Genomic DNA, 26,110 nt, shown 5'->3' with positions numbered 1-26,110 from the left:
ATCAAGACTTACCGCTTCGTAGTGTGCAAGGGCAGTATTAACACGGTTACCTGTCAAGTAATTGCGATAAATGATAGTGCGGTTAGTGGCTTATTGCCATTTAGTATAACTATAGTGCTGGATTTTAAAGAACTTCAGCTAGCCTATACGTTCTAATTGGGCCCCCCTGTTAGAGACGCGCACGGCAGCGCCCAAATAAGTGCTGTGATAGAGCGTTCTTTGTTTTCGTTTTAGTCTATTAAAACAACAGTTTGCTTAGGCATTGGATGCCGGAAAAATGGCAGGGACGACCATGAAGATCACAGACACTGCTCTGGCGGATTTCTACGCAAAAAATCCCGAGTTCGACTTGGCTGAGTTTGACTTTATTGCCCAGGACAGTGCCAGGGCCCGTCATAAAAAACTGAAAACAAAGCCACTTCCGAAAAAGGTCGAAAACGCGCTGCGCGCTCATCAACGGTTATTGCCCTTGAGCGGTAGCCAAAATGTGGCGCAATGGCTGGCGGGGCAAGGTTTCCATAGCGCTCACCATATTGCAGCACTACCCAAGCCCGCCTTTATCAAACGTGTCGCGAAGCACTTGGGGAATGCGTTTGCCGAACAACTTCATGACCGCGCCAGCCATGTCAAACATCAGGTGTCGCATGTTTGGGCCAACGTGGTCACGTCCCGGCCGCAGTCGGCCACTACGCGTCCTCGCGTCAGTACGGTGACTGAAGACACCCTCGCAGAACTGCAGGCCCTACCGAGTTACGCCGAGCTGTTCGGCAACCAGAACTTCTGCACCTGCGAAGACTGCAAATCGATCTTCGGGCCCGCCGCCTACTACGTCGACATCATGCGCATCACCGATGCCTACGTGAGCCAGGTCAACCGTGCAAGCATCCCACCCGCCTACCAACTGGCAGCGCGGCGTAACGACCTGTTCACCTTGCCGCTGAGCTGCGCCACTACCAACGACACCCTGGCCTACCTGTCCATCGCCAACCAGGTGCTCACCGATAAACTGGTGGTAGAAACCAAACAGGCGGACATTCCCTGGCTGCTGGCGACCACCACCTATCCATTCGGCACCCCCTTCAATTCACGCCTGATGCAGGTCGAGCTGACCTTGCAGAGCATGGACCTGAGCCTGGCGACCTTGTATGGCAGCACCAGTGACTTTCCTTCGGCAGACCCTCACGCCTTGGCATTGGCGGTAATGGGGCTGTCCCAGGAGCAGGCCGCGTTCGTCGGCCTGCCCTTGGGCAGCGATGCGCAGTTGAAAGTCGCCTGGGGTTTGCGCAGCGACAAGACCCTGGCCAGCTTGTCGGAGCTGGCAGTGTTTTCCAAGCGCTCCGGTTTGCCCCGCGCCGAGGTCGTCGAGCTGACGCGCCAGGGCATGACCCCGGCCGAAGTGGCGGCGGGGCTGGCGCATTCCCTGTGGTTCAACCGTACGCTGGCGGCAGGGGAGTCGGTGCAGATTCAGCTGGGCGATGACAGCCCCGATACCCTGAGCAACCTCACCCCGCAGACCCTGGATGCGCTCAATCGCTATATCCGCCTGGCGCGCTGGAGTGGCCTGGGGTTCACCGACCTGGGCTATGGCCTGCGCAGCCTCGCGTTGGACCTGCTCGACAACGCCACCCTCGCCAGCCTGGCCATGGCCCGTGGCGTGGTGCAGGGCCTGGGGTGGACCTGGGCACAGGCCTCGGCCTTGTGGGCCGACATGCCGACCACAGGGTCGGGTGGGGCGCCTGGCAGCGCTTCGCTGTTCGACCAGGTGTGGAACAACCCCGCCGTGCTGGCGAGCGATGGCCGTGCCTATCACCCGGTGTATGCGGGTAACCCACTGTACAAGGACGCGGTCGCGACCTGGGATGTGGCCGCCGGGACCACCACCTCGAGCGCTTTCGATGTCGCGCGCCTGCGTGCAGGGCTGCGGGTCAGCTCGCCCGACTTGCAGGCACTGGCCGCCATCGCCTTCCCAGGCCTCGATGAGGTGGCGCTGGATGTCGGCAACCTGTCGACCCTGTATCGCCTGGCGTCCTTGGCGCAGGTCATGGGGCTGGGTGTCGAGGATCTGTCGGTGACCGCAGGCTGGGCCGAGGTCGACGTGACCCAGCCTATTGCCCCGCAGGCCGTTGCGCGCTGGCTACTGATTCCGGGTTGGCTGGCGCAATGCAACCTTAGCGTGAACCAAGTCCAGGCCTTCCTGGACCCGCAGTTCGCCGAGCTGGCCGATGACATCGGCCAGGTCACCCACAAAGCGATGCTGTCGATCTGGACCCAGGCCCAGACCAGCTTGTTTACCGCCGGTGCCCTGATCGGCACCACTGTCAGTGCCGAACGGGCGGCCCAGCTATACGAGGCCATCCTCAAGTTGAGCACACCGGTTGCGGTGGAGGTAGGCAACGCCTATCGCCAGCACGTGCCCAATGCCGCGACGTTGGACATGGCCCTGGTGCCGCTGCCGGTCAGCGCCGCTGAGCTTGCGCCGCTGGGCTTGAGCCCCGAAGAGGCCCAGGTGGTGCTGCAAACCCTCAACCGTTTCCATCTCAGCCAGCAGCAAGTGCTCGACAGCGGCCTGGGTACGTTGTTCGGCGTGACGGTCGAGTTGGTTACCGCGCTGGGCGCGATGGTATCTGCGCAGCCGCAGCGTACCGCCTGGATCACCTGCCTGCTGACGCCCAGCGCTGACGGCGACACTACCTGGCAGCGCAGCCGCCAGGCGTTGCAGGACATGGCGCGGCTGTTGCTGGTTTGCCAGGCACTGCCGCTGGAGGTGCCGGTGATCGCGGCGATGGTGGGCATGGCGCCGGTATTTGGCTTGAACTGGGCGACGCTGTTCAGCCTCGACACGCTGCAAGCCATGAGTACCTACCTGCAAAGTCGGCAACGCCTGGGGCTGACCGACGCCACCTACCTGGCGTACCTGTCGATGCCGGCGGACACCACCTGCTCCGAGGGCCAGAAAGCCGCGGCGCTGTGCGTGCTCACCGGCTGGTCGCAGCAAAACCTGTGCGGTGTGCTGGGCGCGCTGGAGGCGACCGACTTGCTGTATGACTACACCGCCGGGCTGTTGCGATTGACGTCGGTCTTCTCCCTGTTGCAACGCGCAGGCTTCGGTGCAACGGCCTACCAGTCCTTGCTCGACAGCCGCCAGTGGACCTTGGCTGGCAACGACGGCGCCACGCACTGGCAAGCCTGGGAGCAGTTGGCCAATGCGGTCGACGGCGCGGCGGCGGCTCACTTCAGCTCAGCGTGGACCGAGGTGGTGGCGGGTATCCAGGCGCAACTGCTGGAGGCCCGGCGCGATGTGCTGGTGCCGAGCCTGCTGTGGTACTACGAGGTCAGCCAGCCACAGATCGTCAGCGCCAATGACTTGTCTGGCTATCTGCTGCTGGATGTGCAGATGGGCGGCAGCAACCAGACTTCCCGGGTGGTGCTGGCCCTGGCCTCGGTGCAGATGTACCTGAACCGGGTGCGCGCCAATATCGAGCCCGGTATCGCCCAGTTGCCGATTCCCGAAGCGTGGTGGCAATGGCTGACCACCTACCGCATGTGGGAGGCTAACCGCCGGGTGTTCCTCTACCCAGAGAACTACCTCGACCCCACCCTGCGTTCTTCGCGCACCTCGTTGTTCCTGCAACTGGAGTCGGACTTGCTGCAGACCAACATCACCCCGCAGCGGGTGGAGGAGGTCTACCGCAACTATGTGCAGGGCCTGGACCGCTATGCCTCGTTGCAGTTCGTCGATGCCTTCCGCGGCACCGTGAGCGACCCACGCCGTGGCGAGATCGATACCCTGTACGTGTTCGCCCGCAGCGCCACCGAGCCCTACGCCTACTACTGGGCCAAGCAGGAGCACGAGGCCAACTGGTCCGAGTGGACCGCCATCGATGTCACGATCAAGTCGCCCTACGTCACGCCGGTGTATGCATTTGGCCGCTTGTTCGTGTTCTGGGTGGAAACCAGCGTGGTGTCCAGCACGGCCATCGAGACACCCAACACGGGCAACACCCAGTCAAGCAATAGCGTGGTGTACAAGGCCGCGATCCGCTACAGCTTCATGGATGCCAAGGGCACCTGGATCGGCGACCAGACCCTGGCCGCCGAGCAGGTGATCTTCGCCGCGCCAAGCAACGTCAAGCTGAGCGCCCAGTCGGGCTATGAACTGTTCAACATCAACAGCCTGTTCTGGCAGAAGTGCAATGTATTGCTGTTTGCCGGTACCGCGCCGATCGGCCCGGAAAACGACGTGCGTATCGATGAAAAGATCGCCGTGTTGTATGGCCCGTTCCTGGAGAACACGTCCAATGACACGCTGATCCCCATTCCGACGGTGCCGCCGCTGAGCGGGCAGGTCAACCCGGCGGTCGCGCAATTCGAGATGGAGGTTTACCGACGCAGCCGCATCGTCAACCAGGCCATCGGCTCGGGGTCCCGTGGAGTGGTCGGCCTACGTGAGCCGATGTTGCTCAACCGCGAGCTGCTCAAGGACTACCTGTTCCAGCGTACCGAGTTCCTCAACCTGGCAGACAACTATTCCACCGGCGTGCCGCCCACCGTACAGCCGCTGTACGACTACGCGATGAACCGCCTCTACGTGCGCCCCACGCTCAACCTGTTTCGCAGCAATTACTACGGCGACTGGAACAACAGCATCGAAACCGCGTTGCTGCGCAGGCCCATGAGCGCCGCCTGGATCGCTTTCCGAGGCCTCGATGAAGCTGGCGCACAGCAACTGATCAACGACCTGCTCAGCGCCGGTTACCTCAGTGCTGGCAGCGCTGCTGGCAAGTATGTGGTCCAGCCCGGGTTCAACAACAACGCCGACTTCCGCTTCCTGTTCAACGGCGATGAAAGCCGCGACGTGGAAATCATCCGGCAGTGGACCAAGCACTGCCTGTTGCAGGCAAGCATCGAGCAGCGCGAAGTACAGGTGGCTACCTTCCTGATGACCGAGCTGAGCCTGGGTGCCGGCGAGCAGGCCCTGAAGGACCTGCGCGCCGCTGGAATACTGGAGGCGGGGGACTACGTGCGCCCCAGCTTCAATTCCACCACCGACTTGTCGCTGATTCTCGATGGTGCGCCCGACCATGCCTCGGTGGAGTTCGTGATTCGCCAGGAGCTGTTCGTCGCCATGGGTGACACGGTGTTGTTCTCCCGGTTGTCGAACCGCCAGTGCTCCACCTTCGTCATCAAGAACCAGCCGTCGCACTTCGTCGGCAACGTCAACAGTGAAAGCTTCCTGGTGACACCGGACACCTCGCGCTCGCCGCCGCTCAACGAGAAGTCCCGGGCCATAGGGATGGCGACTGCGCAGTCGGTCACCGAGTTGTCGTTCGTTGGCAGCCACATCACCCCTGATGAGTCCAAGGCAGCGTTCGTGCTGTTGGCGCAGCACAAGGTGATCGATAGCAAAGGGCGCCTGCTGCAACCCTTCCAGAGCACCGACGACCTGAGCTACCTGTTCCCGGACGAGCCGGCCCCCAGCCGCCAGATCAAGACGGCCCAGGTGCGCGTCGTGCTGGTGGACCTGCCGACCATGACCTTGGTGTCCTACTACGCCGAAGACGATGAAATCATCATCACCGCCCAGTCGTTCATGCGCATGGGCATCTCTCAGGCCCAGGCCAAGCATGTGTTCGACACCTTGGTGGCGCGCCGGGCGATTGGCCCGCAAGGCTACATCTCTTCGCGCTATGACCCGGTGCGCGACCTCGTCGACCTGTTCCCCGATGAGTCGGCCAGCAAGGCGGCGCTGCTGACCGCCGAGGTGGCGCTGATCATGCGCCAGTACTACGACAACACCTGGCGGCGCGACGTGCATGACCTGTACTACCGCTTCACCCGCATGACCACCGGGGCCGTGCCGAAGCTGTCGGCCGCCTTGCAGCAGGGTGGGGTACCGGCGTTGCTGAGCCTGCACCAGCAGCAGGCGCCGATCATCGCGACCACGCCGTTCAGCAGCTATGCCCCGGGCGAGCGGGTACGGCCTCCGGCCCTGAGTGACGCTACCCAGGTGGACTTCGACGGCGTCTATGGCCTGTATTACTGGGAGCTGTTCTTCTTCACGCCGCGGCTGATCGCCGATGCGTTGTTCCAGGCCGGTGACTTCCAGGGTGCGCTGGGTTGGTTGCAGTACATCTTCAACCCCAGTGAACGCCTGACCTCGCTGTCGCCGAGCGACTTCCAGACGCCGGACATCTCTGCTGCGCAGGCTGCCCAGACGTTCGACCTGCTCAAGGGCCACGGGGTGATCACCGAGCAGAACCAGGTGTCCAGCGACTACACCAGCCGCACCGGCCTGGACTACCTGTTCCCCGATGTGCTCGACCCGCTGCTGCGTACGCGCATGATCGAGCAGGTGCGCGCGGTGCTGTTCAACCACCAGACCGCCAGCCTGGCCTGCCAGTTCTGGCGCTTCCAGCCGTTTCGCAACCACACCCAGCAATCGCTGCTGCAGACCCTCACCAGCCCGGTGCAGATTGCGGTCTACAACAGCGACCCCTACGACCCCTATGCCATTGCCCAGCTGCGTATCGGTGCCTTCGAGCGGGCGACGTTCACCAGTTATATCGACCTGCTGGTGGCCTGGGGCGACAGCTTCTTCCAGCGCAAGACCCGCGAATACCTCAATGCCGCCTACCTGTTGTATGTCATGGCCAGCGACCTGCTGGGGCAGCGCCCGGAAAGCGTCGGGCCCTGCACCGACCAGTTGCCAGTGACCTTCAACGAAATCCTCGAGCGCTATGGCAACGATCCCGATGCCATCCCGCAATTCTTGCTGGACATGGAGAACCTGCTGGCGGTTCGCGGCACAGCACTGGCCAATTCCGTGTCGATGACGGGCGGCGCCTTCAATGAAATCGATGCGCTTTTCTGCGTGCCGCAGAACGAAATGCTCCTGGCCCGCTGGGACACCGTCGAAGACCGGCTGTACAAGATCCGCAACAACCTCGACCTGGACGGCAACCCCTTGCTGCTGCCGTTGTTCGCCGCCCCCATCGACCCGATGGCGCTGGTACGGGCCGCCGCCAGCGGTTCAGGCGGCGGCTTTGCCGAACTTGCGGTGCGCGAGCCGACGGCGCAGACCTTGCGCTTCAGCACGCTGCTGATCAACGCCCGCTCGGTGGTAGGCGACTTGCAGATGCTCGGCAGCGAGTTGGAGCAGGCCCTGAGCGGGCAGAGCAGCGAAGCCTTGATGTTGCTGCAATCGACCCATGAGCAACAGCTGCTCAGTGCGCAGTTGTTGTCGTTCGAGCAACGCATCAAGGCCTCCCAGGCCACCTTGGATGCGGTGCAGGCGACGCGGGCGATGACGGCGCAGCGCAAGCAGCATTACGACGACCTGGTGAGCGATGGCATGATCGCGGCCGAGATCCTGTCCATCACCTTGGGCATCGCTTCGCGCGTCAGCGGCTTCGTCGCCATCGGTTTCGAAACCGGCGCCGCGATTGCTGCATTGACGCCCCAGGTGGGGTCGCCGTTCGCCATGACTTATGGCGGCTTGCAGATCGAGGGCAGTTTGCACCGGACCTCGGGCATGTGGCGCCAGACCGCCGAGGTAATGGACACCGCCAAGGACCTGAGCGACACCCTCGGGCAGTTCCAGCGCCTGAAACAGGGCTGGCAGCAGGAGGCCACCCAGGCGGGCCTGGAGCTGACCCAGATCGACCAGCAGATCCTCAACGCCCGCGCTGACCTTGCCAGCAGCAAGGCCGACTACGCGGCCTACCAGCTCAACCTGAAGAACGCCCAGGCGCAGCAGGCGTTCCTGCAGGGCAAGTTCGATAACCCGGACTACTACGCCTGGCGTGTCAGCCGTGCCACGGCCTTGTACTACCAGACCTACCAGCTGGCGCTGCAATCGGTGAATGCTGCGCAGAGTGCCTTGCAGTGGGCCTTGGGCGATACCACCGCCTACCTGACAACCGACCCCTGGGACCCGGCACGGCGCGGCTTGATGGCCGGTGCCAGCCTGAACCTGGTGCTCGACCGCATGGACTACGCGTTCTCGCAAAAGGACGTGCTGCACCAGGAGATCACCTGCAACCTGCACCTCTCGCAACTCAACCCGGCGCAATTGATTCGCCTGCGCGCCGAAGGGGTGGCCGACTTTTCCCTCAGCGAAGCGCTGTTCGACTTCGACTTCCCCAGCCATTACTGCCGCCGTATCAAGGCGATCAGCGTCACCTTGCTGGGGGCCGACGGTGCCTTGCCGGTCAGCGTACACGCCAACCTCACCCAGACCGCCAACAAGATCCTGCGCGAGCCGACCGACAAGGGGCTGCAATACATGCTCAAAGGCACCGGCAACCCGGGCGGCGATGTCTGGGTGGACTGGCGCGCGAACCAGAGTGTATCGCTCAGCCGCAGCGAGGCCGACGAGGGCGCCTTCGTCGAGTTCTACATGGATGGCGAGAAACTGCAGCGTTTCGAGGGCACCGGAGCGGTCTCCAACTGGAATTACCAGTTGCCGAAGAACACCAACCAGTTCGATTTCTCGCAGATCGAAGATGTGCAACTGAACCTGCGCTACACCGCCACCGACGGTGGCAAGACCTGGCGCGAGGCAGTCGAGAAAGCCCTGGGCGGCCAGACCTACAGCACCGCGCTGATGGTCAGCCTGGCGTCCGCCCAGCCCGAGGCCTGGGAGGCGTTTCTCGCCGACACCCACGACCCGTTATGGCAGGCCCTGGACTTCGAGATTCCGGCCGAAATATTCCCGCCCAACACCACCGGGTTGGTGGTGGACAAGGCCTACCTGGCCCTGGTGGTCGCCAGCGGCATCACGCTGCCGACCAGTTCCAGCTTCCTCAAGCTGCAGGCCGGTCAGCAGCCCCAGCAAGCGGTCACCAATGTGGGGCTGGCAGGGCAGGTGGCCTACATGAACGTCCCCCTCAAGCAGATCGCGGGGGCATGGAAGGTGCTGTTCGATCTGCAAACGATGAAATCCAACCCCGGATTGGCCGTATTGCTCGATGGCAACGGTCATGTCAACAGCGCGGCCTTGCTCAACCTCTTCGTGTCGGTGCAGTTCACCGCCACGGTCTTCAAATGAGCCGGTGCCTGCATCACTACTTTGAAAGGAGATCAAGGTGACCGATCAATGCAAGCAAAGCCTGGAACCCGGACAGTCGTTATGCTCGGTGACCCACTGCGAGAGTTACCGTGAGTCCTCGACCATGGCCCGTTGGTGCAAGTGCAAGACCTGGGATGGCAAGCCCATGCCTGACTGCAAGCCAATGGGCGGCAACTTCCCGGTGGAAACCTACAACTGCTACAACAAGACGACCCAGGAACGCAGGAACATCCCCCAGTCGGCATGCCAGGACCTGCGCGACCAGAACCGCGATTGGTCGTGGGAAGCCTGTTATTGCTGTTGCTCGTGCTTCGCCTGGGGCACCCGCATTACTGTGGCCCCGGACACCTACCGCATCGTCCAGACCATCGGCCTGGGCGATCCGGTACTGACCACCCGGGTAGAGGTGGTGGGTGGCAAGCCCATGCTGACCTGGGTCAGCCGCGCCGTGACCTTCTCCGATGGCATGGCGCCGGCGGCGCATCAACCTGCGGTGCTCTTGCAATACGGCGACCAGGGCGAGCTGACCGTTACCCTCGACCAGCCGATGCTACTGGCCAACGGTCTGCTCAAGACCGCCGACCGGCTGACCACCGACGACCAACTGGTGGACCGGGACGGCCAGCCGGTGGCGCTGCATGCGGTCATCCTGGGCAAGTTCACCATCGGCTTCCATTCCCTGACCACCCAGGACTTCGCCCAGGACGTGAATGCCGAGTGGTTCCTGGAGGCCAATGGCGTGATCGCGGGCGACCACATGGTCCTGGCCATGCAAGACGATGAGTCCATGGCCAAGCGCTTCGTCAAAGGCCATGACGACCTGCCACGCCTGGGCTCCAAGGCATATGCCAAGGGCCGCAAGGACTGTACCGGAAATGCGTTGCTCACCGCGCGTGCGCGGGAAATCGCCAACGAAGCCTTCCTGTCGATGGACGAGCTGATCAGCGGCACCTCCCCGGTGCCTTTCGGCGCCACGCCCTACATGACCCAGAAGCAGGCGGCCAACGTGGCGGTCAACGGCACCTTCCGCAGCCTGGGGCAAACCTTACTGGTACCCGATTTCACGTACCTGACCAAGGTCTTCAATGCGTTCTTCCCCAAGGTCAATTTCTACCTGGCCTGGGAAGACACCCACCCGAACATGTTCGCCTTCCAGGCGTATGGGCAGAACACGGTCTACCTGTCCGGGCAACTGCTACGCCTGGAGGGCATGTTCAAGCAGGGCCTGGCGTTCTTGATGGCCCAGGGCGTGGCACGTTTCGAGTCGACGACCTACACCAATGACTCGGGCCTGGTGTGCACGGGGCTGGCGGACTACTTCGGGGCCAACCAGATCCTGCAGACCGTGTTCTACGGCAGCTACGGCAGCTGGGTGAACCCTGGCTTCGAGCAGATCCAGGGGCTGTTCGCGCTGATCGACGAGGCCAACCGCATTGGCCATGAAATGTGCTCGACGCCGTCGATCCCTTGCCGGCTGGAAAGCATCGAAGCCGCCATTATCGGGATGCCGCTGCCGCCTTGTGCGGGTGGGCCGGTGCCGTATTCGCTCAAGCTCGAGAGCGCCAGGTGGACGACCCACGAGGGGGCGATCGCGGTCGAGGCCCACTTCAGCCATCGGCTTGACCTGGTGAGCGCCAAGGACATCGGGCATTACCGCTTGACCTATCAGGACAGCACCTCCCCAGGGGGCGTGCCGATTCCGCTGGCGCTGGTGCAAATCGATATCAACGACCCGTCGCGGCTGTGGGTCATCGTCGATGGGCACGCCAATTTCAAAGGTGTGGTTACCCTGGCCGTTCGTGACCTGTACGCCGACAACGGCTCGACCCTGGACCCTGATGCCTCCAGCGTGACTGTAGGTGGCGCCCCATGACCTCACTGCCATTGGACCCCAGCCAATCCGAGAGCCAGCTGTGTGCCGAGCTGGGCCAGGCGCTGGGCTTGCCAGAACCGGTCAGCGCGACGGTGCTGCAAGCTGCCTTGGCGAGCGACAGCTATGCCCGCAGCCTCCTGGCCAGCCGACGCACGCCGCAGATGTTGCAGATGCTGCTGGCATCGCCACCCAGGCGTACCCAGCCCAAGGACCGGCACAGCACCGTCGAGCTGCTCCAGCGCGGTAGCCAGGCCTTGCTGGGGTGGGCCAAGACGGGGTTCTCCACCACCGACCCGGTGGAGCGGGAGGCTCGTTCCCAGGCCTGCCTGCAATGCCCTCATCGACGCGCGCCGGGGGCCAGCCTGTTGCAGGCCACCCGTTCGGAGCTGGGGGTTTGCGGGCTGTGCGGCTGCCCGCTGTCGCGCAAGGTCTCGATGCTGTCCGAGACATGCCCGGGCGAACTGCCGAACGACCCGGGCATGAATCGCTGGGGGCAGGCCATGAACGTGAATGAACAACTGCACTAACACAAAAGGAGTTGTCATGAGTACATCACAGCCACAATCAGGAGCGTCCGTTGCAGCCGGCATTGCCGGGCTGTTGAGCGGCGCGATTCTCAACCAGCACTACCCCCTGCAGGCTGCGGCGGGTGGCACGGCAAGCGGGGGCGCCGGCGGCGGGTCTGGCTCGGGCGGCGGGGCGAGCGACCAGGGCAACACCCAGGCCAAGACCTGCAAACCCACCCGCAACCCTTGCTGCAAGCCACCGGGCGAAGGCGCTGAGCAGCAGGACCCGCCCGTGGATGCGCCCATGGGTACCCAGGCCAAGACCTGCAAGCCCACGCGCAACCCCTGCTGTAAACCACCGGGAGGAGGCGAGCCGGACCCGCAGAGCACCAAGGCCAAGACCTGCAAGCCGACCCGCAACCCCTGCTGCAGGGCCAGCGAGGAGCTGGTAGGCGACACCGCTGAAGTCCAGGGCACGACTGCCAAGACCTGCAAGCCCACGCGCAACCCTTGCTGCCGGACTGACGCAGAGGGCGGGAGCGACGGCGTCCAGGGCACCACCGCCAAGACCTGCAAACCGACCCGCAACCCGTGCTGCAAACCGGCCTGATCCTGGCCGACACCCTTGGCCACGGGGCAGCGCAACGCTGCTTCGTGGCTTTTCCGTTCGAGGGGACACAATGATCCTGACCCGCCACAACACGGCTGTTTTCCTGGTCAATCACGGGCTGCTCGATACCCGCAGCCTGATCGAACACACCCTGGCCATTCGCAGCCACAGCCAGCGTAACCGTGGCTTCAGCGTCACCTGGCCGAATGGCCAGGGCTATTACGTCAAACAGCACCGACCTGACGCGGGGCCCTGGGAAAGGCGCTCCAGCGTCGCCCATGAGGCTCAGGTGCTGGGGCGCTTGAGCGAACGAGACGAATTGCACGATTGCGTGCCGACGCTGCGTTATTACGACGCCCATCGCCAAGCGTTGGTGGTGGACTGGCTGTCGGACACTCAGGCTGTTCATGAAGTGGCCATTCGCGCCGAGGGCCCTGATCTGCTGGTTGCCAGCCAACTGGGGCAGGCCTTGGCCAGGCTGCATCAAGGGTTGGCTGCAATCCCTTGTGACGAGCTGGCAGGGCAGGTGCCCTGGGTGATTCGCCTGGATCGTCTCTATCCGTTTGCCGGTGAGGACCAAAGCTGGGGGCAGGCGCGCCTGGTGGCGCTGGTGCATGCTCAAGAGGAATGCATGACAGCGTTGGACGCATTGGCCAGCACCTGGCCGCGGACGCAGTTGATACATGGCGACATGAAATGGCAGAACTGTTTGCTGCGTGGTGAGCAGTGCATATTCATCGATTGGGAACTGGCGGACTGTGGCGATCCGTTGTGGGACCTGGCCGGGTTGATGCAGTCCTGGCTCAAACGCTGGATCGACGATCAACATCAGGGCGCCAGCGCTGATTACGCCGTTGCACAGGCGGCGCGGGGCTTCATTGCCTACCAGCAGGTGCTCGCCCAGGTGTGGCATCACTACCGTGTTGTTCGCCAGGCCAGCGCCGAACGCCTGATGGCGCTGTGCGGTGCTCGTTTGTTGCAGACCCTGTACGAAGACCTTGCCGATGAGCCTGAACTGGGCGCTGCCCACATTCTGTTGCTGCAATTGGCGCGTAATCTGCTGGTGGCCCCGCAACATGCGGCGCAGCAGTGGCTGGAGGTGGCATGAGTGCGCTGAACGACGCTTCCCAACCTTGGTGGCTGCGCCTGCGCGGTGCCCTTGAAACCTTGCATTGCGACGCCGAAGGCAGGTTGTTTATCGAGGGCCAGGCCTTTGGTCGCGACCCTCTGGCCATGAGCGCTGGTGACCGCGTGTACCACGACGACCCGCGGATCGTGCGGTTGCAGCAGTACCTGTACCGCCACTACTACACCGGCGCCGTCCGCGACCCCTCACCGCAACCGGCCTGGTATCCGTCGCCGGCGGTGGGGCAGGCCGCGTCCTGGCGGGTGTTGGAGCAGCTGGGAGAAGGGGCGTTGGCGGTACAGCGCGGTACCCGGGTGCGGCGTGTCGAAGCTGGCGAGTACCTGTTCGAGGGTGTACCGGCCCGGGCCACGCGCGGGCACCAAGTCAATGTCCAGCGCTCGGCCTGGACCACGCAACTGGACCCGGCCTTCGTCTACCTGTTCGGCCACACCGCCGCCGATGCCTTCGATGAAGATTGCCTGGTGCGCTATTACCTGGCGCCCGAGCCTGCGCACTTGGCCCAGGTGGTGCAGACGCTCAGCAGCGCGCTGGACCAGGCTTGCCTGCCCTACCTGCTCAAGTACCCCAGCGACCCCGGTGAATGGCTGCGTGACGATGCTGTTGTGCTGTACATCGCCGCACGCCAGGCCCACCAGGTGCATGGCCTGCTGGGCCACCATGCGCAATGGCTACGCCAGCGCTTGCGGGGTCGGGTACCGCTCTGGACCTTGCCGCTGTTGCCGGGGTTGGGGTTTGCCCAGGACCCAACCGATGGCCAGAGCTTTGGTGAAAGTCGCTGTCGTGCCCTGGCCCTGGGGTTGCGGGAAGCGGTTTGCTCTGTCGACGCGATGGCGGTCATTCGCCAGCAATTCGAGGCCCAGGGCATCGATTGGCAGCAGCCGCATTTGAACCTCGACCCTGATGACCGTTTCGGCCTGCACCAGTTGGTGTTTTGCGAGGGGCATGCGCTACCTGTAACGCTGGTCGAGCCTTCTTGCGACGTGCTCGGGGAGGCGACCCGCATTGGCCAGCACTTGTGTGCCGAGGCCTTGTGGGTGGGCGATCGGTGTACCTGGATCACCGACGATGCCGATGACCGTGACGGCCCATTGGCGGCCTTTGCCCGCAGCATGAACGCCAGTCTGTATGACGGCACCCTTGGCGTTGCGGCGTTCCTGGTCCTGTTGGCGGAGCAGGCGTCAGCACAAGGCTTTGTCGACACCGCCCTTGGCGCGTTGCGTCACGCTTTGCACCACCCCACTGCCAACCTGCTGAGCCTCTATGAGGGGCGCCTGGGTACTGTGACGCAGGGGTTGTGGTTGGCGCAGCGCCTGGGTGATGGGGCGTTGGTGGAGCAATACTTGGACGCCGCCGCCAACCTGCTGCAACAACTGAAGGTGCTGCCCGAGGGTCATCAGTCTGCCGACCTGATGCACGGCCTGGCTGGCGCGGTCCTGGGGCTGCTTGGCTTGGCCCGGCAGGCGCCTGCCCTGGCGCCGCAAAGCCTTGCCACGGCCGAGGCCCTGGGTCGACGCCTGGTGCAGCAAGCCCATGTCACCGAATATGGTTGGCACTGGCCCGAACAGGGGCCCTTGGGGTTATGTGGCTTGTCCCATGGCAATGCGGGCATCGCCCTGGCCTTTGCCCAACTGGCCCAGCAGAACCCTGACCGCTGCTGGGACGAGGCGCTGGAGCAGACCCTGGCCTACGAGGCGCACTGGTTCCTGCCCGAGCAGGGCAACTGGCCCTATCTATTCGCCGAGGACGCCCAGCGCCTGGATGACCGCCCGAGCCATTGCGGCATGGCCTGGTGTCATGGCGCACCCGGCATTGCCCTGTCACGCCTGGCCTTGTGGCAACTGACCGGGCAAGAGGTGCACCGGGACGTTGCCTGGCGTGCCTTGCAGAGGGTTCATCAGGACTTGTGCGCAGCATCGCCACAGGCGGGCAGCAGCTACACCTTGTGCCACGGCCCGGCGGGCAATGCCGACATCCTGCTGACGGGGGCTTTGATGCTGGGGGAGCCGAGCTGGGTCGAGTGCGCCCGGCAAGTCGCCCAGCGCGGGCTGGCCGAGGAGGGTGGGCAATGGCGCAGCGGGCTAGGGGTGCGTGACGGCCACTCACTGGGGCTGATGCTGGGGCTGGCTGGCACGGGGTACTTCCTGATGCGTTGCGCGCCAGGGGCCTCGGTGCCGGGGTTGCTGTTGCCGTTGGGGCATGCCGCCAATCTGTGAGGAGTCATAAATTGGGGCTGCTGTGCGGCCCCTTCGCGGCGGTTCGGCGCCCCGACAAGCCCGCTCCTACAGGTCCTGCGCAAACCCTGTAGGAGCGGGCTTGCCCGCGATGGGCTGCAAAGCAGCCCCAAACGTCACGCAACTTCCTGCGAATCACGCACCATGTCCACGTGGGCAATGCCCGCCTCGAGGAACTCCTCGCTGACTACGCGAAAGCCCAAGCGCTCGTAGAACGGTGTGGCATGCACCTGGGCGCTGAGGCGCTGCTGCTTGAGGTCGCGGTGCTGCGCCTCGAGGATCACCGCTCGCATCAATGCATCGCCGACGTTAAGGCCGCGCCAATCCTTGAGCACCGACACCCGGCCGATGGTGCCATCGGGCAGCAGGCGTGCGGTGCCGACCGGGTATTCGCCTTCCAGGGCAAGGAAATGCACCGCCGTCGGGTCTTCGGCATCGAACTCCAGCTCCGGCGGCACGTGCTGCTCGGCGACGAACACGGCGCTACGGATACGATGGATATCGGCGTGGTCTTTGTGCCAGTCGGCCAGGCGTACGCTGATCCTATTCATTGGCGAACCCCAGGCTGCCTTGCTTGACCAGCTGGCACACCAGGGTCAGGGCTTCTTCGTCCTCCAGCCATTGCGCCAGGTTCTCGATGTGCAGGGCATCGGCGGCGCAGATCAGCTTCAGCAGGTCGCGCAGGTGCCCCGACAGCAGGCGGCTCTGGCCGCTGGCGAACAGCAGCAGGTTGTCGTCGACTTCCGACCAGGCCATGCGCGCGCTTGGGTTGCGGATCAGGATGGCGCCTTGCTCCAGGCTGTCGATCAGCTCTTCGTCGCTGAGCTCTTCACCTGCGACCTGCTCGGGGTAGCGCGGCTCGGTCATGAACTGGCCGAACCAGGTCAGCAGCAGGCGCTCGTCGCCCATGTGCTCGGTCAGCAGGGCCTTGAGGCGGTCCAGGGCGTCGTGCTGGATCTGGTGCGGGTCGCTGGTAGGCTGGGCGTCGGCGTCGCTGTAGCGTTCTTCGTCCGGCAGGAACTGGCTGAGGAAGTCGGTGAAGTGGGTCAGCACTTCGGCGGCGCTTGGCGCACGGAAGCCTACCGAGTAGGTCAGGCAATCGTCCACGGCGACACCATGATGAGCCAGGCGCGGCGGCAGGTAGAGCATGTCGCCCGGCTCCAGGGTCCACTCGTCGCTTTGCTGGAAGTCGGCAAGGATGCGCAGGTCGGCGTGCTCAAGCAGCGGGCTTTCGCTGTCGCACATCTGCCCGACCTTCCAGTTGCGCTGGCCGTGGCCTTGCAGCAGGAACACGTCGTAGTTGTCGAAGTGCGGGCCGACGCTGCCACCGGGGGCGGCGAAGCTGATCATCACATCGTCGATGCGCCAGCTGGGCAGGAAGCGGAAGTGCTCCAGCAGCTCGGCCACTTCTGGCACGAACTGGTCGACCGCTTGTACCAGCAGTGTCCAGTCACGCTCGGGCAGTTCGGCGAAGGCGTCTTCCTCGAACGGGCCGCGGCGCAGCTCCCACGGGCGCTCGCCGTGCTCGAGGATCAGGCGCGACTCGACTTCCTCTTCCAAAGCAAGGCCGGCCAGCTCGTCGGGGTCGATCGGGCTTTCGAAGTCGGTAAAGGCCTGGCGCACCAGCAGGGGCTTCTTCTGCCAGTAGTCGCGCAGGAATTCACGGGCCGTCAGGCCGCCCAGCAGCTGCAGTGGAATATCAGGATTCATGTTCAACCTATTGAAAAAAAGTAGTTTTCATCCGGGAATAAAAACGCCCGGCTGAGCCGGGCGTTTCCACGCGGGGTCAGGCTCAGATGCGCTTGGCCTGCGCGGCCGCGTTGCCGATGTAGGTGGCGGGGGTGAGCTGCTTGAGCTCGGCCTTGGCCTCGGCCGGCATGTCCAGGCCGTCGATGAAGGTCAGCAGCGCTTCAGGGGTGATGCCCTTGCCACGGGTCAGCTCCTTGAGCTTCTCGTAGGGGTTCTCGATGTTGAAGCGGCGCATCACGGTCTGGATCGGCTCGGCCAGCACTTCCCAGCATGCGTCCAGGTCGGCGGCAATGCGCGCCTCGTTGACTTCCAGCTTGCCGATGCCTTTGAGGCTGGCTTCATAGGCGATGACGCTGTGGGCGAAGCCCACGCCCAGGTTACGCAGCACGGTGGAGTCGGTCAGGTCGCGCTGCCAGCGGGAAATCGGCAGTTTGCTGGCCAGGTGCTGGAACAGCGCGTTGGCGATGCCCAGGTTGCCTTCGGAGTTCTCGAAGTCGATCGGGTTGACCTTGTGCGGCATGGTCGAGGAGCCGATTTCACCGGCGACGGTCTTCTGCTTGAAGTAGCCCAGGGAAATGTAGCCCCACACATCGCGGTCGAAGTCGATCAGGATGGTGTTGAAGCGAGCGATGGCGTCGAACAGCTCGGCGATGTAGTCGTGCGGCTCGATCTGCGTGGTGTAGGGGTTGAACTGCAGGCCCAGCTCGTCTTCGATGAAGGCGCGGGCGTTGGCTTCCCAGTCGATCTGCGAGTAGGCCGACAGGTGGGCGTTGTAGTTGCCCACGGCGCCGTTGATCTTGCCCAGCAGCGGCACGGCGGCCACCTGGGCGATCTGGCGCTCAAGGCGGTAGACGACGTTGGCCAGTTCCTTGCCCAGGGTGGTCGGCGAAGCCGGCTGGCCGTGGGTGCGCGAGAGCATCGGCACGTCGGCATGCTGGTGGGCCAGGGTGCGGATGGACTCGGCGATCTGGCGCATCAGCGGCAGCAGCACGTCGGCACGGCCGGCGCGCAGCATCAGGGCGTGGGACAGGTTGTTGATGTCCTCGCTGGTGCAGGCGAAATGGATGAACTCGCTGACCTTGGCCAGTTCCGGCAGCTTCGCGGCCTGCTCCTTGAGCAGGTACTCGATGGCCTTGACGTCGTGGTTGGTGGTGCGCTCGATCTCTTTCACGCGCTCGGCGTGCTCGAGTTTGAAGTCGCTGGCCAGGGCGTCGAGCAGGGCGTTGGCTTCGGCGGAGAACGCCGGCACTTCACCGATCTGCGGGTGGGCGGCCAGGCGCTGCAGCCAGCGAACCTCGACCAGGGCGCGGAAACGGATCAGGCCGTATTCGCTGAAGATAGGGCGCAGGGCCTGGGTTTTGCCGGCATAGCGGCCGTCTACAGGGGAAACCGCAGTGAGCGAAGAAAGCTGCATGGGGTGTTCTCGGCAGTCAGGCTTTTGGAAGGGCGCGTATCATACATGAAAATTGCGCCCGAGTCGGGTGGCTGACCAAAGGTCGGGCCTGTTCAAGCGTTATTGGCCCCCTGTAGGAGCGGGCTTGCCCGCGAATGTGGCGGTACGTTCAACATCGCATTGCGGGCAAGCCCGCTCCTACAAGGGGCGGCGGCGCGTCTTTACGTTGGTGCGCGCATCATGTCGTAAAGCTCGTTGAGCAACTTGCGGCGGCTGAACACCAGCTGCCAGCGATGCCCGCCCAGCTGGCGCCACAGGCGCGCGGCGCGGATGCCGGCCAGCAGCAGGGCGCGGATCTTCGAGGCATTGCTGGCCTGTTGCAGGAAACGCATGTCGCCGTGCACCTGGATACGCTGGCGCAGGGTGCTCAGGGTGTCCTGGTACAAGGCTCCGCTGGAAGCGATGACGTTTTCGTGAACCAGGCCGAAGTGCTCGGCCTGGGACTGGATTTGCGGCAGGCGGTTGCCGATGGTGTCGAGCAGGTCACCGCGTTTGTTCAGCTGGCGCTCCAGGCCCAGCATCGACAGCGCGTAGCGCAGCGGCTCGCGTTGCAGGCTGCTGGGGTCGCGCTCCAGGGCGCCGACCAGCGCGCGGTAGCCGTCGCGCAGGTTGAGGTCGTCGCCGCCGAACACCTCGAGGGTGTTCTGCGGGTCGCGTACCAGCAAGCTGCCAAGCATGCAGCCGATGTTGGCTTCACTGGCCTGCCCGGTGCGGGCAATGCGGTCGACCAGTACGGCGGCCTGGAACACGGCGCCCAGGGCGACCAGTTGTTCGTTGAGGTTACTCATGGGCGTGGGCTCCATGGCTCGGCGGTCTCGATCACGCCGCCGCCCAGGCACACCTCGCCGTCGTAGAACACCACCGACTGGCCGGGGGTCACGGCGCGCTGCGGTTCGTCGAACACGGCGCGGTAGCCGCTTTCGGTGCGCTCCAGGGTGCATGCCTGGTCGCTCTGGCGGTAGCGCACCTTGGCGGTTAGCTGGCGCGGGCTGTCGAGGTCGATGGGGTTGACCCAGTAAATTTCCGAGGCCAGCAGCGCGCGGGAGAACAGCCAAGGGTGCTCGTTGCCCTGGCCGACCACCAGCACGTTGCGCGACAGGTCTTTCTCCAGCACGTACCACGGCTCGTCGCCGGCGTCCTTCAGGCCGCCGATGCCCAGGCCCTGGCGTTGGCCGATGGTGTGGTACATCAGGCCGTGGTGCTGGCCGATCACTTCGCCGTCGGTGGTCTGGATCTCGCCTGGCTGGGCTGGCAGGTATTGCTTGAGGAAGTCGCTGAAGCGGCGCTCGCCGATGAAGCAGATACCGGTGGAGTCCTTCTTCTTCGCGGTGGCCAGGCCGTGTTTCTCGGCAATGGCGCGCACCTCGGGCTTTTCCAGTTCGCCCACCGGGAACAGGGTGCGGGCGATTTCCGCACCGCCCACGGCGTGCAGGAAGTAGCTCTGGTCCTTGTTCGGGTCAAGGCCCTTGAGCAGCTCGGTGAGTTCGCCGGTGTCGCGGCGGCGTACATAGTGGCCGGTGGCGATCAGGTCGGCGCCCAGCGACAGGGCGTAGTCGAGGAACGCCTTGAACTTGATTTCGCGGTTGCAGAGGATATCCGGGTTCGGCGTGCGGCCGGCCTTGTATTCCTCGAGGAAATGCTCGAACACGTTGTCCCAGTATTCGGCGGCGAAGTTGGCGGTGTGCAGCTTGATGCCGATGCGGTCGCATACGGCCTGGGCGTCGGCCAGGTCTTCGCGGGCGGTGCAGTATTCGGTGCCGTCGTCTTCTTCCCAGTTCTTCATGAACAGCCCTTCCACCTGGTAACCCTGCTCCATGAGCAGAAGGGCAGAGACGGAAGAGTCCACGCCGCCGGACATGCCGACGATGACGCGGGTCTTGGCGGGGTCTTTGAGTGCTGGGCTGGTCATGGTTACCGATGGGGATCTGGGGGAAAAATTCCGATTCTATCAGGACGCTGGCCGCGCGTCAGTCACGTAGCAGGGTGAGGCTGTGCAGGGGGCCGGTGAGGTAGTCGTCCAGGCAGCGTGGTACCAGCTCGCTGCGCCAGCGCTCGGGGTTGGCCAGCAGTTCGTCGCGGGTCAGCCACACAGTGCGGGTGATGTCGCTGTCCAGCGGGCGCTCGGGGTGATGGCGCAGGGGCCGGGCGGCGAAGCAGATGCGCTGGTAGGTCACGCCGTTGCTGGGGGCGGTGTACAGGTAGATGCCGACCACGCCGGTGAGCTCGACCTCCCAGGCGGTTTCCTCGAGGGTTTCGCGCAGGGCGGCCTGGGGCAGGGTTTCGTTGGCTTCGAGGTGACCGGCGGGCTGGTTGAGGACGTGCTGGCCGGCCTTGAATTCCTCGACGAAGAGGAACTTGCCCTGGTGTTCGACGATAGTGGCGACGGTGATATGGGGTTGCCAGGTCATTTCTTTGAGTCCTTAGGTAACCCCTGTAGGAGCGGGCTTGCCCGCGAATGCGATGGTGCAGTCACTACCGCATTCGCGGGCAAGCCCGCTCCTACAGGGGGCGCGTTTGCTGCTGGAAATGCTTTGTGCAGAAAACACAAACCCCGGTGCGTGGCCGGGGTTTGTGTCGTTACTTCAAGCGAACCTTACAGTGCGGCGATGGCGCTGTTCAGGGTCTGGCTTGGACGCATCACCTTGGCGGTCAGCTCGGCATCCGGGGCGTAGTAGCCACCGATGTCGGCTGGTTTGCCCTGGACGGCGTTGAGCTCGGCGACGATGGTCTCCTCGCTCTCGGTCAGGGTCTTGGCCAGTGGGGCGAAGCGCGCCTGTAGGGCGGCGTCATCGCTCTGGGCAGCCAGGGCCTGGGCCCAGTACAGGGTCAGGTAGAAGTGGCTGCCACGGTTGTCGATACCGCCGACCTTGCGCGAAGGCGACTTGTTGGTGTCGAGGAACTTACCGGTGGCCTGGTCCAGGGTGGCGGCCAGGACCTTGGCGCGCGGGTTGTCGTAGGTGTTGCCCAGGTGTTCCAGGGAAGCGGCCAGGGCCAGGAATTCACCCAGCGAGTCCCAACGCAGGAAGTTCTCTTCAACCAGCTGCTGCACGTGCTTGGGCGCCGAACCGCCGGCGCCGGTCTCGAACAGGCCGCCGCCGTTCATCAGCGGCACGATGGACAGCATCTTGGCGCTGGTGCCCAGTTCCATGATCGGGAACAGGTCGGTCAGGTAGTCGCGCAGCACGTTGCCGGTCACCGAGATGGTGTCCTTGCCTTCGCGGATACGGGCCAGGGAGAACTTGATGGCCTCGACCGGGGCCAGGACGCGGATGTCCAGGCCGGTGGTGTCGTGGTCCTTCAGGTAGGTCTGCACCTTCTCAATCATCACGCCGTCGTGGGCGCGGGCCGGGTCCAGCCAGAACACCGCCGGGGTGCTGCTCAGGCGGGCACGGTTGACGGCCAGCTTGACCCAGTCCTGGATCGGCGCGTCCTTGGTCTGGCACATGCGGAAGATGTCACCCGCTTCGACGCTCTGCTCCAGAATGACCTTGCCCTTGCTGTCGACCACGCGCACGACGCCGTCGGCCTTGACCTGGAAGGTCTTGTCGTGGGAGCCGTACTCTTCGGCCTTCTGCGCCATCAGGCCGACGTTCGGTACGCTGCCCATGGTGGTTGGGTCGAAGGCGCCATTGACCTTGCAGTCTTCGATGGTGGCCTGGTAGATGCCGGCGTAGCAGCGATCTGGGATGATCGCCTTGGCGTCTTGCAGCTCGCCTGCGGTGTTCCACATCTTGCCCGAGTCACGGATCATCGCCGGCATCGAGGCGTCGACGATAACGTCGCTTGGCACGTGCAGGTTGGTGATGCCCTTGTCGGAGTTGACCATGGCCAGGGCCGGACGGTCGGCGTACAGGGCCTGGATGTCGGCTTCGATCTCGGCCTGCTGCTCGGCTGGCAGGTCCTTGATGCGGGCGTACAGGTCGCCGATGCCGTTGTTGGCGTTGAAGCCAACCTGGGCCAGGGCAGCGGCGTGCTTGGCCAGTACGTCGTTGTAGAATTCTTCGACGATGACGCCGAACATGATCGGGTCGGAAACCTTCATCATGGTGGCTTTCAGGTGCACCGACAGCAGTACGCCAGAGGCCTTGGCATCGGCGATCTGCTCGGCGATGAAGGCTTTCAGGGCCTTGCGGCTCATGGTGGCGCAGTCGATGATTTCAGCGGCCTTGACCGAGGTTTTCTCTTTCAGGACGGTGGTGGAGCCGTCCTTGCCGACCAGTTCGATACGCAGGCTGTCGTCAGCCTCGATCAGTGCGGCTTTTTCGCTGCCGTAGAAGTCGCCTTGGGTCATGTGGGCGACGTGCGACTGCGAATCGCTCGCCCAGGCGCCCATCTTGTGCGGGTGCTTGCGGGCGTAGTTCTTGACCGACAGCGGCGCGCGGCGGTCGGAGTTGCCTTCGCGCAGTACCGGGTTCACGGCGCTGCCCTTGATGCGGTCGTAGCGTGCGCGGGATTCCTTCTCGTCGGCAGTGGCCGGCTCGTCGGCGTAGTCAGGGATGTTGTAGCCCTTGCCTTGCAGTTCCTTGATCGCCGCCTTCAGCTGCGGGACCGACGCCGAGATGTTCGGCAGCTTGATGATGTTGGCTTCAGGGGTGGTGGCCAGTTGGCCCAGTTCCGCCAGGTGATCGCCTACCTGCTTCTCGGCGCCCAGTTGCTCCGGGAATGCCGCGAGGATACGGCCAGCCAAGGAGATATCGCGGGTTTCGACGGCGATGTCAGCCGAAGCGGTGAACGCTTCGATGATCGGCAGCAGCGAGTAGGTGGCGAGGGCGGGGGCTTCGTCGGTGAAGGTATAGATGATCTTGGAACGGGTGGGCATGCGGGTTAACTCTCTATGTGCTGAGCGTACTCGAGTCTCGAGGTGCGCAGGGTAGGCGCTTCGCCCTGGCGACGCCATGAGCGGATGGTCGAGAGGCTGCGAGCGGTGATGGTGGATGCATCAGTCGAGCGTCAAATTGCTGGGATGCGGTAACAAACCAGGCTTGGTGGCCTTCGTGGCCGAGGGCGAGCCGCATTTTCCAAGGGTTCGCCCCAATGACCCTGCGGTCAGCGCCGGAGTATACCAAACCCTTTGGGCTAATCAGCAAGGCCAAGTGATATCGAGGCCTATATAAGACCAAAGAAGTACGGACAATGCGGTGCAATGCCGCAGGTGCGCCATTGTGGGGCAGCGCCCGGCTTGCAGGTCGGCGGATGTGGTTTAGGCTCAGTGGATCGCATGATGTCCAACCACACCCGAAAGCGGAGTAGTGCAAGCATGGGATACCAGAAAATCAAGGTTCCGACGGATGGTACCAAGATCACCGTCAATGCCGACCATTCGCTCAACGTTCCCGATAACCCGATCATCCCCTACATCGAGGGCGACGGCATCGGCGTGGATGTCTCCCCCGTGATGATCAAGGTGGTGGATGCGGCCGTGCAAAAAGCCTACGGCGGCAAGCGCAAGATCGCCTGGATGGAAGTGTATGCCGGGGAAAAGGCCACCCAGGTCTATGACCAGGACACCTGGCTGCCGCAGGAAACCCTGGACGCGGTGCGCGACTACGTTGTGTCGATCAAGGGGCCGCTGACCACCCCGGTGGGCGGGGGGATTCGCTCGTTGAACGTAGCCCTGCGCCAGCAGCTCGATCTCTATGTGTGCCTGCGCCCGGTGCTGTGGTTCCAGGGTGTGCCGAGCCCGGTTAAGAAGCCTGGCGATGTTGACATGGTGATCTTTCGCGAGAACTCCGAGGACATCTACGCCGGCATCGAGTGGAAGGCCGGCTCGCCCGAGGCGAACAAGGTGATCAAGTTCCTCAAGGAGGAAATGGGCGTCACCAAGATCCGCTTCGACCAGGACTGCGGCATCGGCGTCAAGCCGGTCTCCCGCGAGGGCACCAAGCGTCTGGTGCGCAAGGCCCTGCAATATGTGGTGGACAACGACCGTGAGTCGCTGACCCTGGTGCACAAGGGCAACATCATGAAATTCACCGAAGGTGCCTTCAAGGACTGGGGCTATGAAGTTGCCCACGATGAATTTGGTGCGCAGCTGCTCGATGGCGGGCCGTGGATGAAGTTCAAGAACCCTCGCACGGGCCGCGAGGTGATCGTCAAGGACGCCATCGCCGACGCCATGCTCCAGCAGATCCTGCTGCGCCCGGCCGAATATGACGTAATCGCTACCCTCAACCTCAATGGCGACTACCTTTCGGATGCCCTGGCGGCGGAGGTGGGGGGGATCGGTATCGCGCCGGGGGCCAACCTGTCCGACACCGTGGCGATGTTCGAGGCCACCCACGGTACCGCGCCCAAGTACGCCGGGCAGGACAAGGTCAACCCAGGCTCGGTGATCCTGTCCGCTGAAATGATGCTGCGGCACATGGGCTGGACCGAGGCGGCCGACCTGATCATCAAGGGCACCAATGGTGCGATCGCGGCGAAAACCGTGACCTACGACTTCGAGCGGCTGATGGAGGGGGCGAAGCTGGTAGGCAGCTCCGGCTTCGGCGACGAGATGATCAAGCATATGTGAGGCCAGAACGAAACCGGCCAGCCCTGAGTGGGGCTGGCCGGTTGCTTCGCGGTCGCTGCGCGGTCAGGCCTGTGCAGTGCTGGTCGCGTTCTGTGCCACGGCCTGCGTGGCGCTAGCACTGTTGATGTTGACCGCGTGCTTGCCCTTGGGGCCCTGAATGATCTCGAAGGTCACGGGCTGGCCGGCCTTGAGGGTCTTGTAACCCTCCATCTGAATGGCAGAGTAGTGGGCGAAAAGGTCTTCGGTATCACCGTCTTCGTTGATGAATCCATAGCCCTTGGCATTGTTGAACCACTTGACTTTACCGCTCGCCATCCTTATGTCCCTCTGCAAAGGACTCCATCACTGGAGTATCATCCACTTCATCCGCATACGAACCTTGCGAAAAATCTGGTTGACTGCGCGGATCTTTATCGACCACGGTGGGCTCTTATTGGTTGTAACACCGTTTTGCCGATAGTCAAGGTCATGCGGCGGTCGCGCCGATCGCGACCTCGAGGCCAACTCATAACCTTAACCTATCGATATGATGAAATTCTTTCCATGCATGCACTCAGGCAGATTCGTCTAACATTCAATCAGGATCGCCCGCAGTCCGATCAGGACGACGGTGCCGGTCTGGCGGTGCAGGAGGCCAAGCCGATCCTGCAGGCTCCACCGATGTACAAGGTGGTTTTGTTCAACGATGACTACACACCGATGGATTTCGTCGTCGAAGTGCTCGAGACGTTCTTCAGTCTGAACCGCGAGCTGGCGACCAAGATTATGCTGACCGTCCATACCGAAGGGCGGGCAGTGTGCGGATTGTTTACCCGCGACATCGCCGAGACCAAGGCAATGCAGGTCAACCAATACGCCAGGGAAAGCCAGCATCCGCTACTCTGTGAAATCGAGAAGGCCCAAGGTGACGGCCTACGCCACGTCACGGCGCCAGCAGTCGGACTCGGGCAACACCTA

16 protein-coding genes are annotated in these 26,110 nt (G+C 63.6%); 8 read left to right on the top strand and 8 right to left on the bottom strand.

Going from position 1 to position 26,110, the window contains the following annotated elements; translation table 11 throughout:
• Positions 1 to 277: 277 nt before the first annotated feature.
• From ACQKPE_RS03395 to ACQKPE_RS03370, 6 genes are all read left to right on the top strand, one after another.
• Complete coding sequence (locus tag ACQKPE_RS03395; protein ID WP_427663357.1) at positions 278 to 9,049, top strand: neuraminidase-like domain-containing protein; 8,772 nt, start codon at positions 278 to 280, stop codon at positions 9,047 to 9,049.
• Positions 9,050 to 9,086: 37 nt separating this feature from the next.
• A complete protein-coding gene (locus tag ACQKPE_RS03390; RefSeq protein ID WP_427663356.1) occupies positions 9,087 to 10,943 on the top strand; it encodes a hypothetical protein in 1,857 nt (618 codons plus the stop codon).
• On the top strand, positions 10,940 to 11,470 hold the full coding sequence (locus ACQKPE_RS03385; RefSeq protein ID WP_427663355.1) for a hypothetical protein: 531 nt from the start codon (positions 10,940 to 10,942) through the stop codon (positions 11,468 to 11,470). Before ACQKPE_RS03390 ends, ACQKPE_RS03385 begins: the two co-directional genes overlap by 4 nt.
• A gap of 16 nt (positions 11,471 to 11,486) precedes the next feature.
• Complete coding sequence (locus ACQKPE_RS03380; RefSeq protein ID WP_427663354.1) at positions 11,487 to 12,059, top strand: hypothetical protein; 573 nt, start codon at positions 11,487 to 11,489, stop codon at positions 12,057 to 12,059.
• 70 nt (positions 12,060 to 12,129) lie between these two features.
• Positions 12,130 to 13,167, top strand: a complete 1,038-nt coding sequence (locus tag ACQKPE_RS03375; RefSeq protein WP_427663353.1) for a phosphotransferase family protein — start codon at positions 12,130 to 12,132, stop codon at positions 13,165 to 13,167.
• On the top strand, positions 13,164 to 15,419 hold the full coding sequence (locus ACQKPE_RS03370; RefSeq protein ID WP_427663352.1) for a lanthionine synthetase LanC family protein: 2,256 nt from the start codon (positions 13,164 to 13,166) through the stop codon (positions 15,417 to 15,419). Before ACQKPE_RS03375 ends, ACQKPE_RS03370 begins: the two co-directional genes overlap by 4 nt.
• 134 nt (positions 15,420 to 15,553) lie before the next feature.
• Here ACQKPE_RS03370 and ACQKPE_RS03365 read toward each other — a convergent pair whose 3' ends face one another.
• The 7 genes from ACQKPE_RS03365 to ACQKPE_RS03335 all read right to left on the bottom strand — a co-directional run bounded on the left by ACQKPE_RS03365 (position 15,554) and on the right by ACQKPE_RS03335 (position 23,458).
• Positions 15,554 to 15,988, bottom strand: coding sequence for a GNAT family N-acetyltransferase (locus tag ACQKPE_RS03365; RefSeq protein ID WP_427663351.1), 435 nt, complete (start codon positions 15,986 to 15,988; stop codon positions 15,554 to 15,556).
• Positions 15,981 to 17,147, bottom strand: coding sequence for a JmjC domain-containing protein (locus ACQKPE_RS03360; protein WP_427663350.1), 1,167 nt, complete (start codon positions 17,145 to 17,147; stop codon positions 15,981 to 15,983). Before ACQKPE_RS03360 ends, ACQKPE_RS03365 begins: the two co-directional genes overlap by 8 nt.
• Positions 17,148 to 17,229: 82 nt before the next feature.
• Complete coding sequence (gene purB, locus ACQKPE_RS03355) at positions 17,230 to 18,600, bottom strand: adenylosuccinate lyase (RefSeq protein ID WP_427663349.1); 1,371 nt, start codon at positions 18,598 to 18,600, stop codon at positions 17,230 to 17,232.
• Positions 18,601 to 18,800: 200 nt separating this feature from the next.
• Positions 18,801 to 19,427 carry a high frequency lysogenization protein HflD gene (hflD, locus tag ACQKPE_RS03350; protein WP_427663348.1) on the bottom strand — a complete coding sequence of 209 codons (627 nt, stop codon included), beginning with the start codon at positions 19,425 to 19,427 and terminating at the stop codon, positions 18,801 to 18,803.
• On the bottom strand, positions 19,424 to 20,548 hold the full coding sequence (gene mnmA, locus ACQKPE_RS03345; protein WP_427663347.1) for a tRNA 2-thiouridine(34) synthase MnmA: 1,125 nt from the start codon (positions 20,546 to 20,548) through the stop codon (positions 19,424 to 19,426). The genes hflD and mnmA overlap by 4 nt, the downstream gene beginning before the upstream one ends.
• Positions 20,549 to 20,606: 58 nt before the next feature.
• Positions 20,607 to 21,047 (bottom strand): NUDIX hydrolase, encoded by a 441-nt coding sequence (locus ACQKPE_RS03340; RefSeq protein WP_427663346.1) that lies wholly within the window; start codon positions 21,045 to 21,047, stop codon positions 20,607 to 20,609.
• A 185-nt stretch (positions 21,048 to 21,232) separates the two neighbouring features.
• Complete coding sequence (locus ACQKPE_RS03335; RefSeq protein WP_427663345.1) at positions 21,233 to 23,458, bottom strand: NADP-dependent isocitrate dehydrogenase; 2,226 nt, start codon at positions 23,456 to 23,458, stop codon at positions 21,233 to 21,235.
• Between the two features lie 438 nt (positions 23,459 to 23,896).
• Between ACQKPE_RS03335 and icd the strand changes: the two genes are divergently transcribed.
• On the top strand, positions 23,897 to 25,153 hold the full coding sequence (icd, locus tag ACQKPE_RS03330) for an NADP-dependent isocitrate dehydrogenase (RefSeq protein WP_427663344.1): 1,257 nt from the start codon (positions 23,897 to 23,899) through the stop codon (positions 25,151 to 25,153).
• Positions 25,154 to 25,216: 63 nt separating this feature from the next.
• Here icd and cspD read toward each other — a convergent pair whose 3' ends face one another.
• Entirely contained in the window at positions 25,217 to 25,468 is a 252-nt protein-coding gene (cspD, locus tag ACQKPE_RS03325; protein WP_427663343.1) for a cold shock domain-containing protein CspD, read from the bottom strand.
• Positions 25,469 to 25,696: 228 nt separating this feature from the next.
• On the opposite strand from cspD, the gene clpS reads away from it, so the two are divergent.
• Positions 25,697 to 26,110, top strand: a 414-nt coding sequence (clpS, locus tag ACQKPE_RS03320; RefSeq protein WP_427663342.1) for an ATP-dependent Clp protease adapter ClpS, incomplete at its 3' end; no start/stop codon positions are given.

It is taken from the genome of Pseudomonas sp. NPDC089554 (assembly GCF_050280645.1).
In the GTDB taxonomy this organism is placed as follows: Bacteria; Pseudomonadota; Gammaproteobacteria; order Pseudomonadales; family Pseudomonadaceae; genus Aquipseudomonas.
This window is presented reverse-complemented; position numbering and strand designations above follow the sequence as displayed.

Excerpts from the sequence above, each read along its gene's own strand:
- cspD (WP_427663343.1), bottom strand. The coding sequence starts at position 25,468 with ATGGCGAGCGGTAAAGTCAAGTGGTTCAACAATGCCAAGGGCTATGGA.
- ACQKPE_RS03395 (WP_427663357.1), top strand. The coding sequence starts at position 278 with ATGGCAGGGACGACCATGAAGATCACAGACACTGCTCTGGCGGATTTC.
- ACQKPE_RS03360 (WP_427663350.1), bottom strand. The coding sequence starts at position 17,147 with ATGAATCCTGATATTCCACTGCAGCTGCTGGGCGGCCTGACGGCCCGT.
- mnmA (WP_427663347.1), bottom strand. The coding sequence starts at position 20,548 with ATGACCAGCCCAGCACTCAAAGACCCCGCCAAGACCCGCGTCATCGTC.
- hflD (WP_427663348.1), bottom strand. The coding sequence starts at position 19,427 with ATGAGTAACCTCAACGAACAACTGGTCGCCCTGGGCGCCGTGTTCCAG.
- ACQKPE_RS03375 (WP_427663353.1), top strand. The coding sequence starts at position 12,130 with ATGATCCTGACCCGCCACAACACGGCTGTTTTCCTGGTCAATCACGGG.
- ACQKPE_RS03380 (WP_427663354.1), top strand. The coding sequence starts at position 11,487 with ATGAGTACATCACAGCCACAATCAGGAGCGTCCGTTGCAGCCGGCATT.
- ACQKPE_RS03370 (WP_427663352.1), top strand. The coding sequence starts at position 13,164 with ATGAGTGCGCTGAACGACGCTTCCCAACCTTGGTGGCTGCGCCTGCGC.
- ACQKPE_RS03385 (WP_427663355.1), top strand. The coding sequence starts at position 10,940 with ATGACCTCACTGCCATTGGACCCCAGCCAATCCGAGAGCCAGCTGTGT.
- ACQKPE_RS03335 (WP_427663345.1), bottom strand. The coding sequence starts at position 23,458 with ATGCCCACCCGTTCCAAGATCATCTATACCTTCACCGACGAAGCCCCC.
- ACQKPE_RS03340 (WP_427663346.1), bottom strand. The coding sequence starts at position 21,047 with ATGACCTGGCAACCCCATATCACCGTCGCCACTATCGTCGAACACCAG.
- ACQKPE_RS03365 (WP_427663351.1), bottom strand. The coding sequence starts at position 15,988 with ATGAATAGGATCAGCGTACGCCTGGCCGACTGGCACAAAGACCACGCC.
- purB (WP_427663349.1), bottom strand. The coding sequence starts at position 18,600 with ATGCAGCTTTCTTCGCTCACTGCGGTTTCCCCTGTAGACGGCCGCTAT.
- icd (WP_427663344.1), top strand. The coding sequence starts at position 23,897 with ATGGGATACCAGAAAATCAAGGTTCCGACGGATGGTACCAAGATCACC.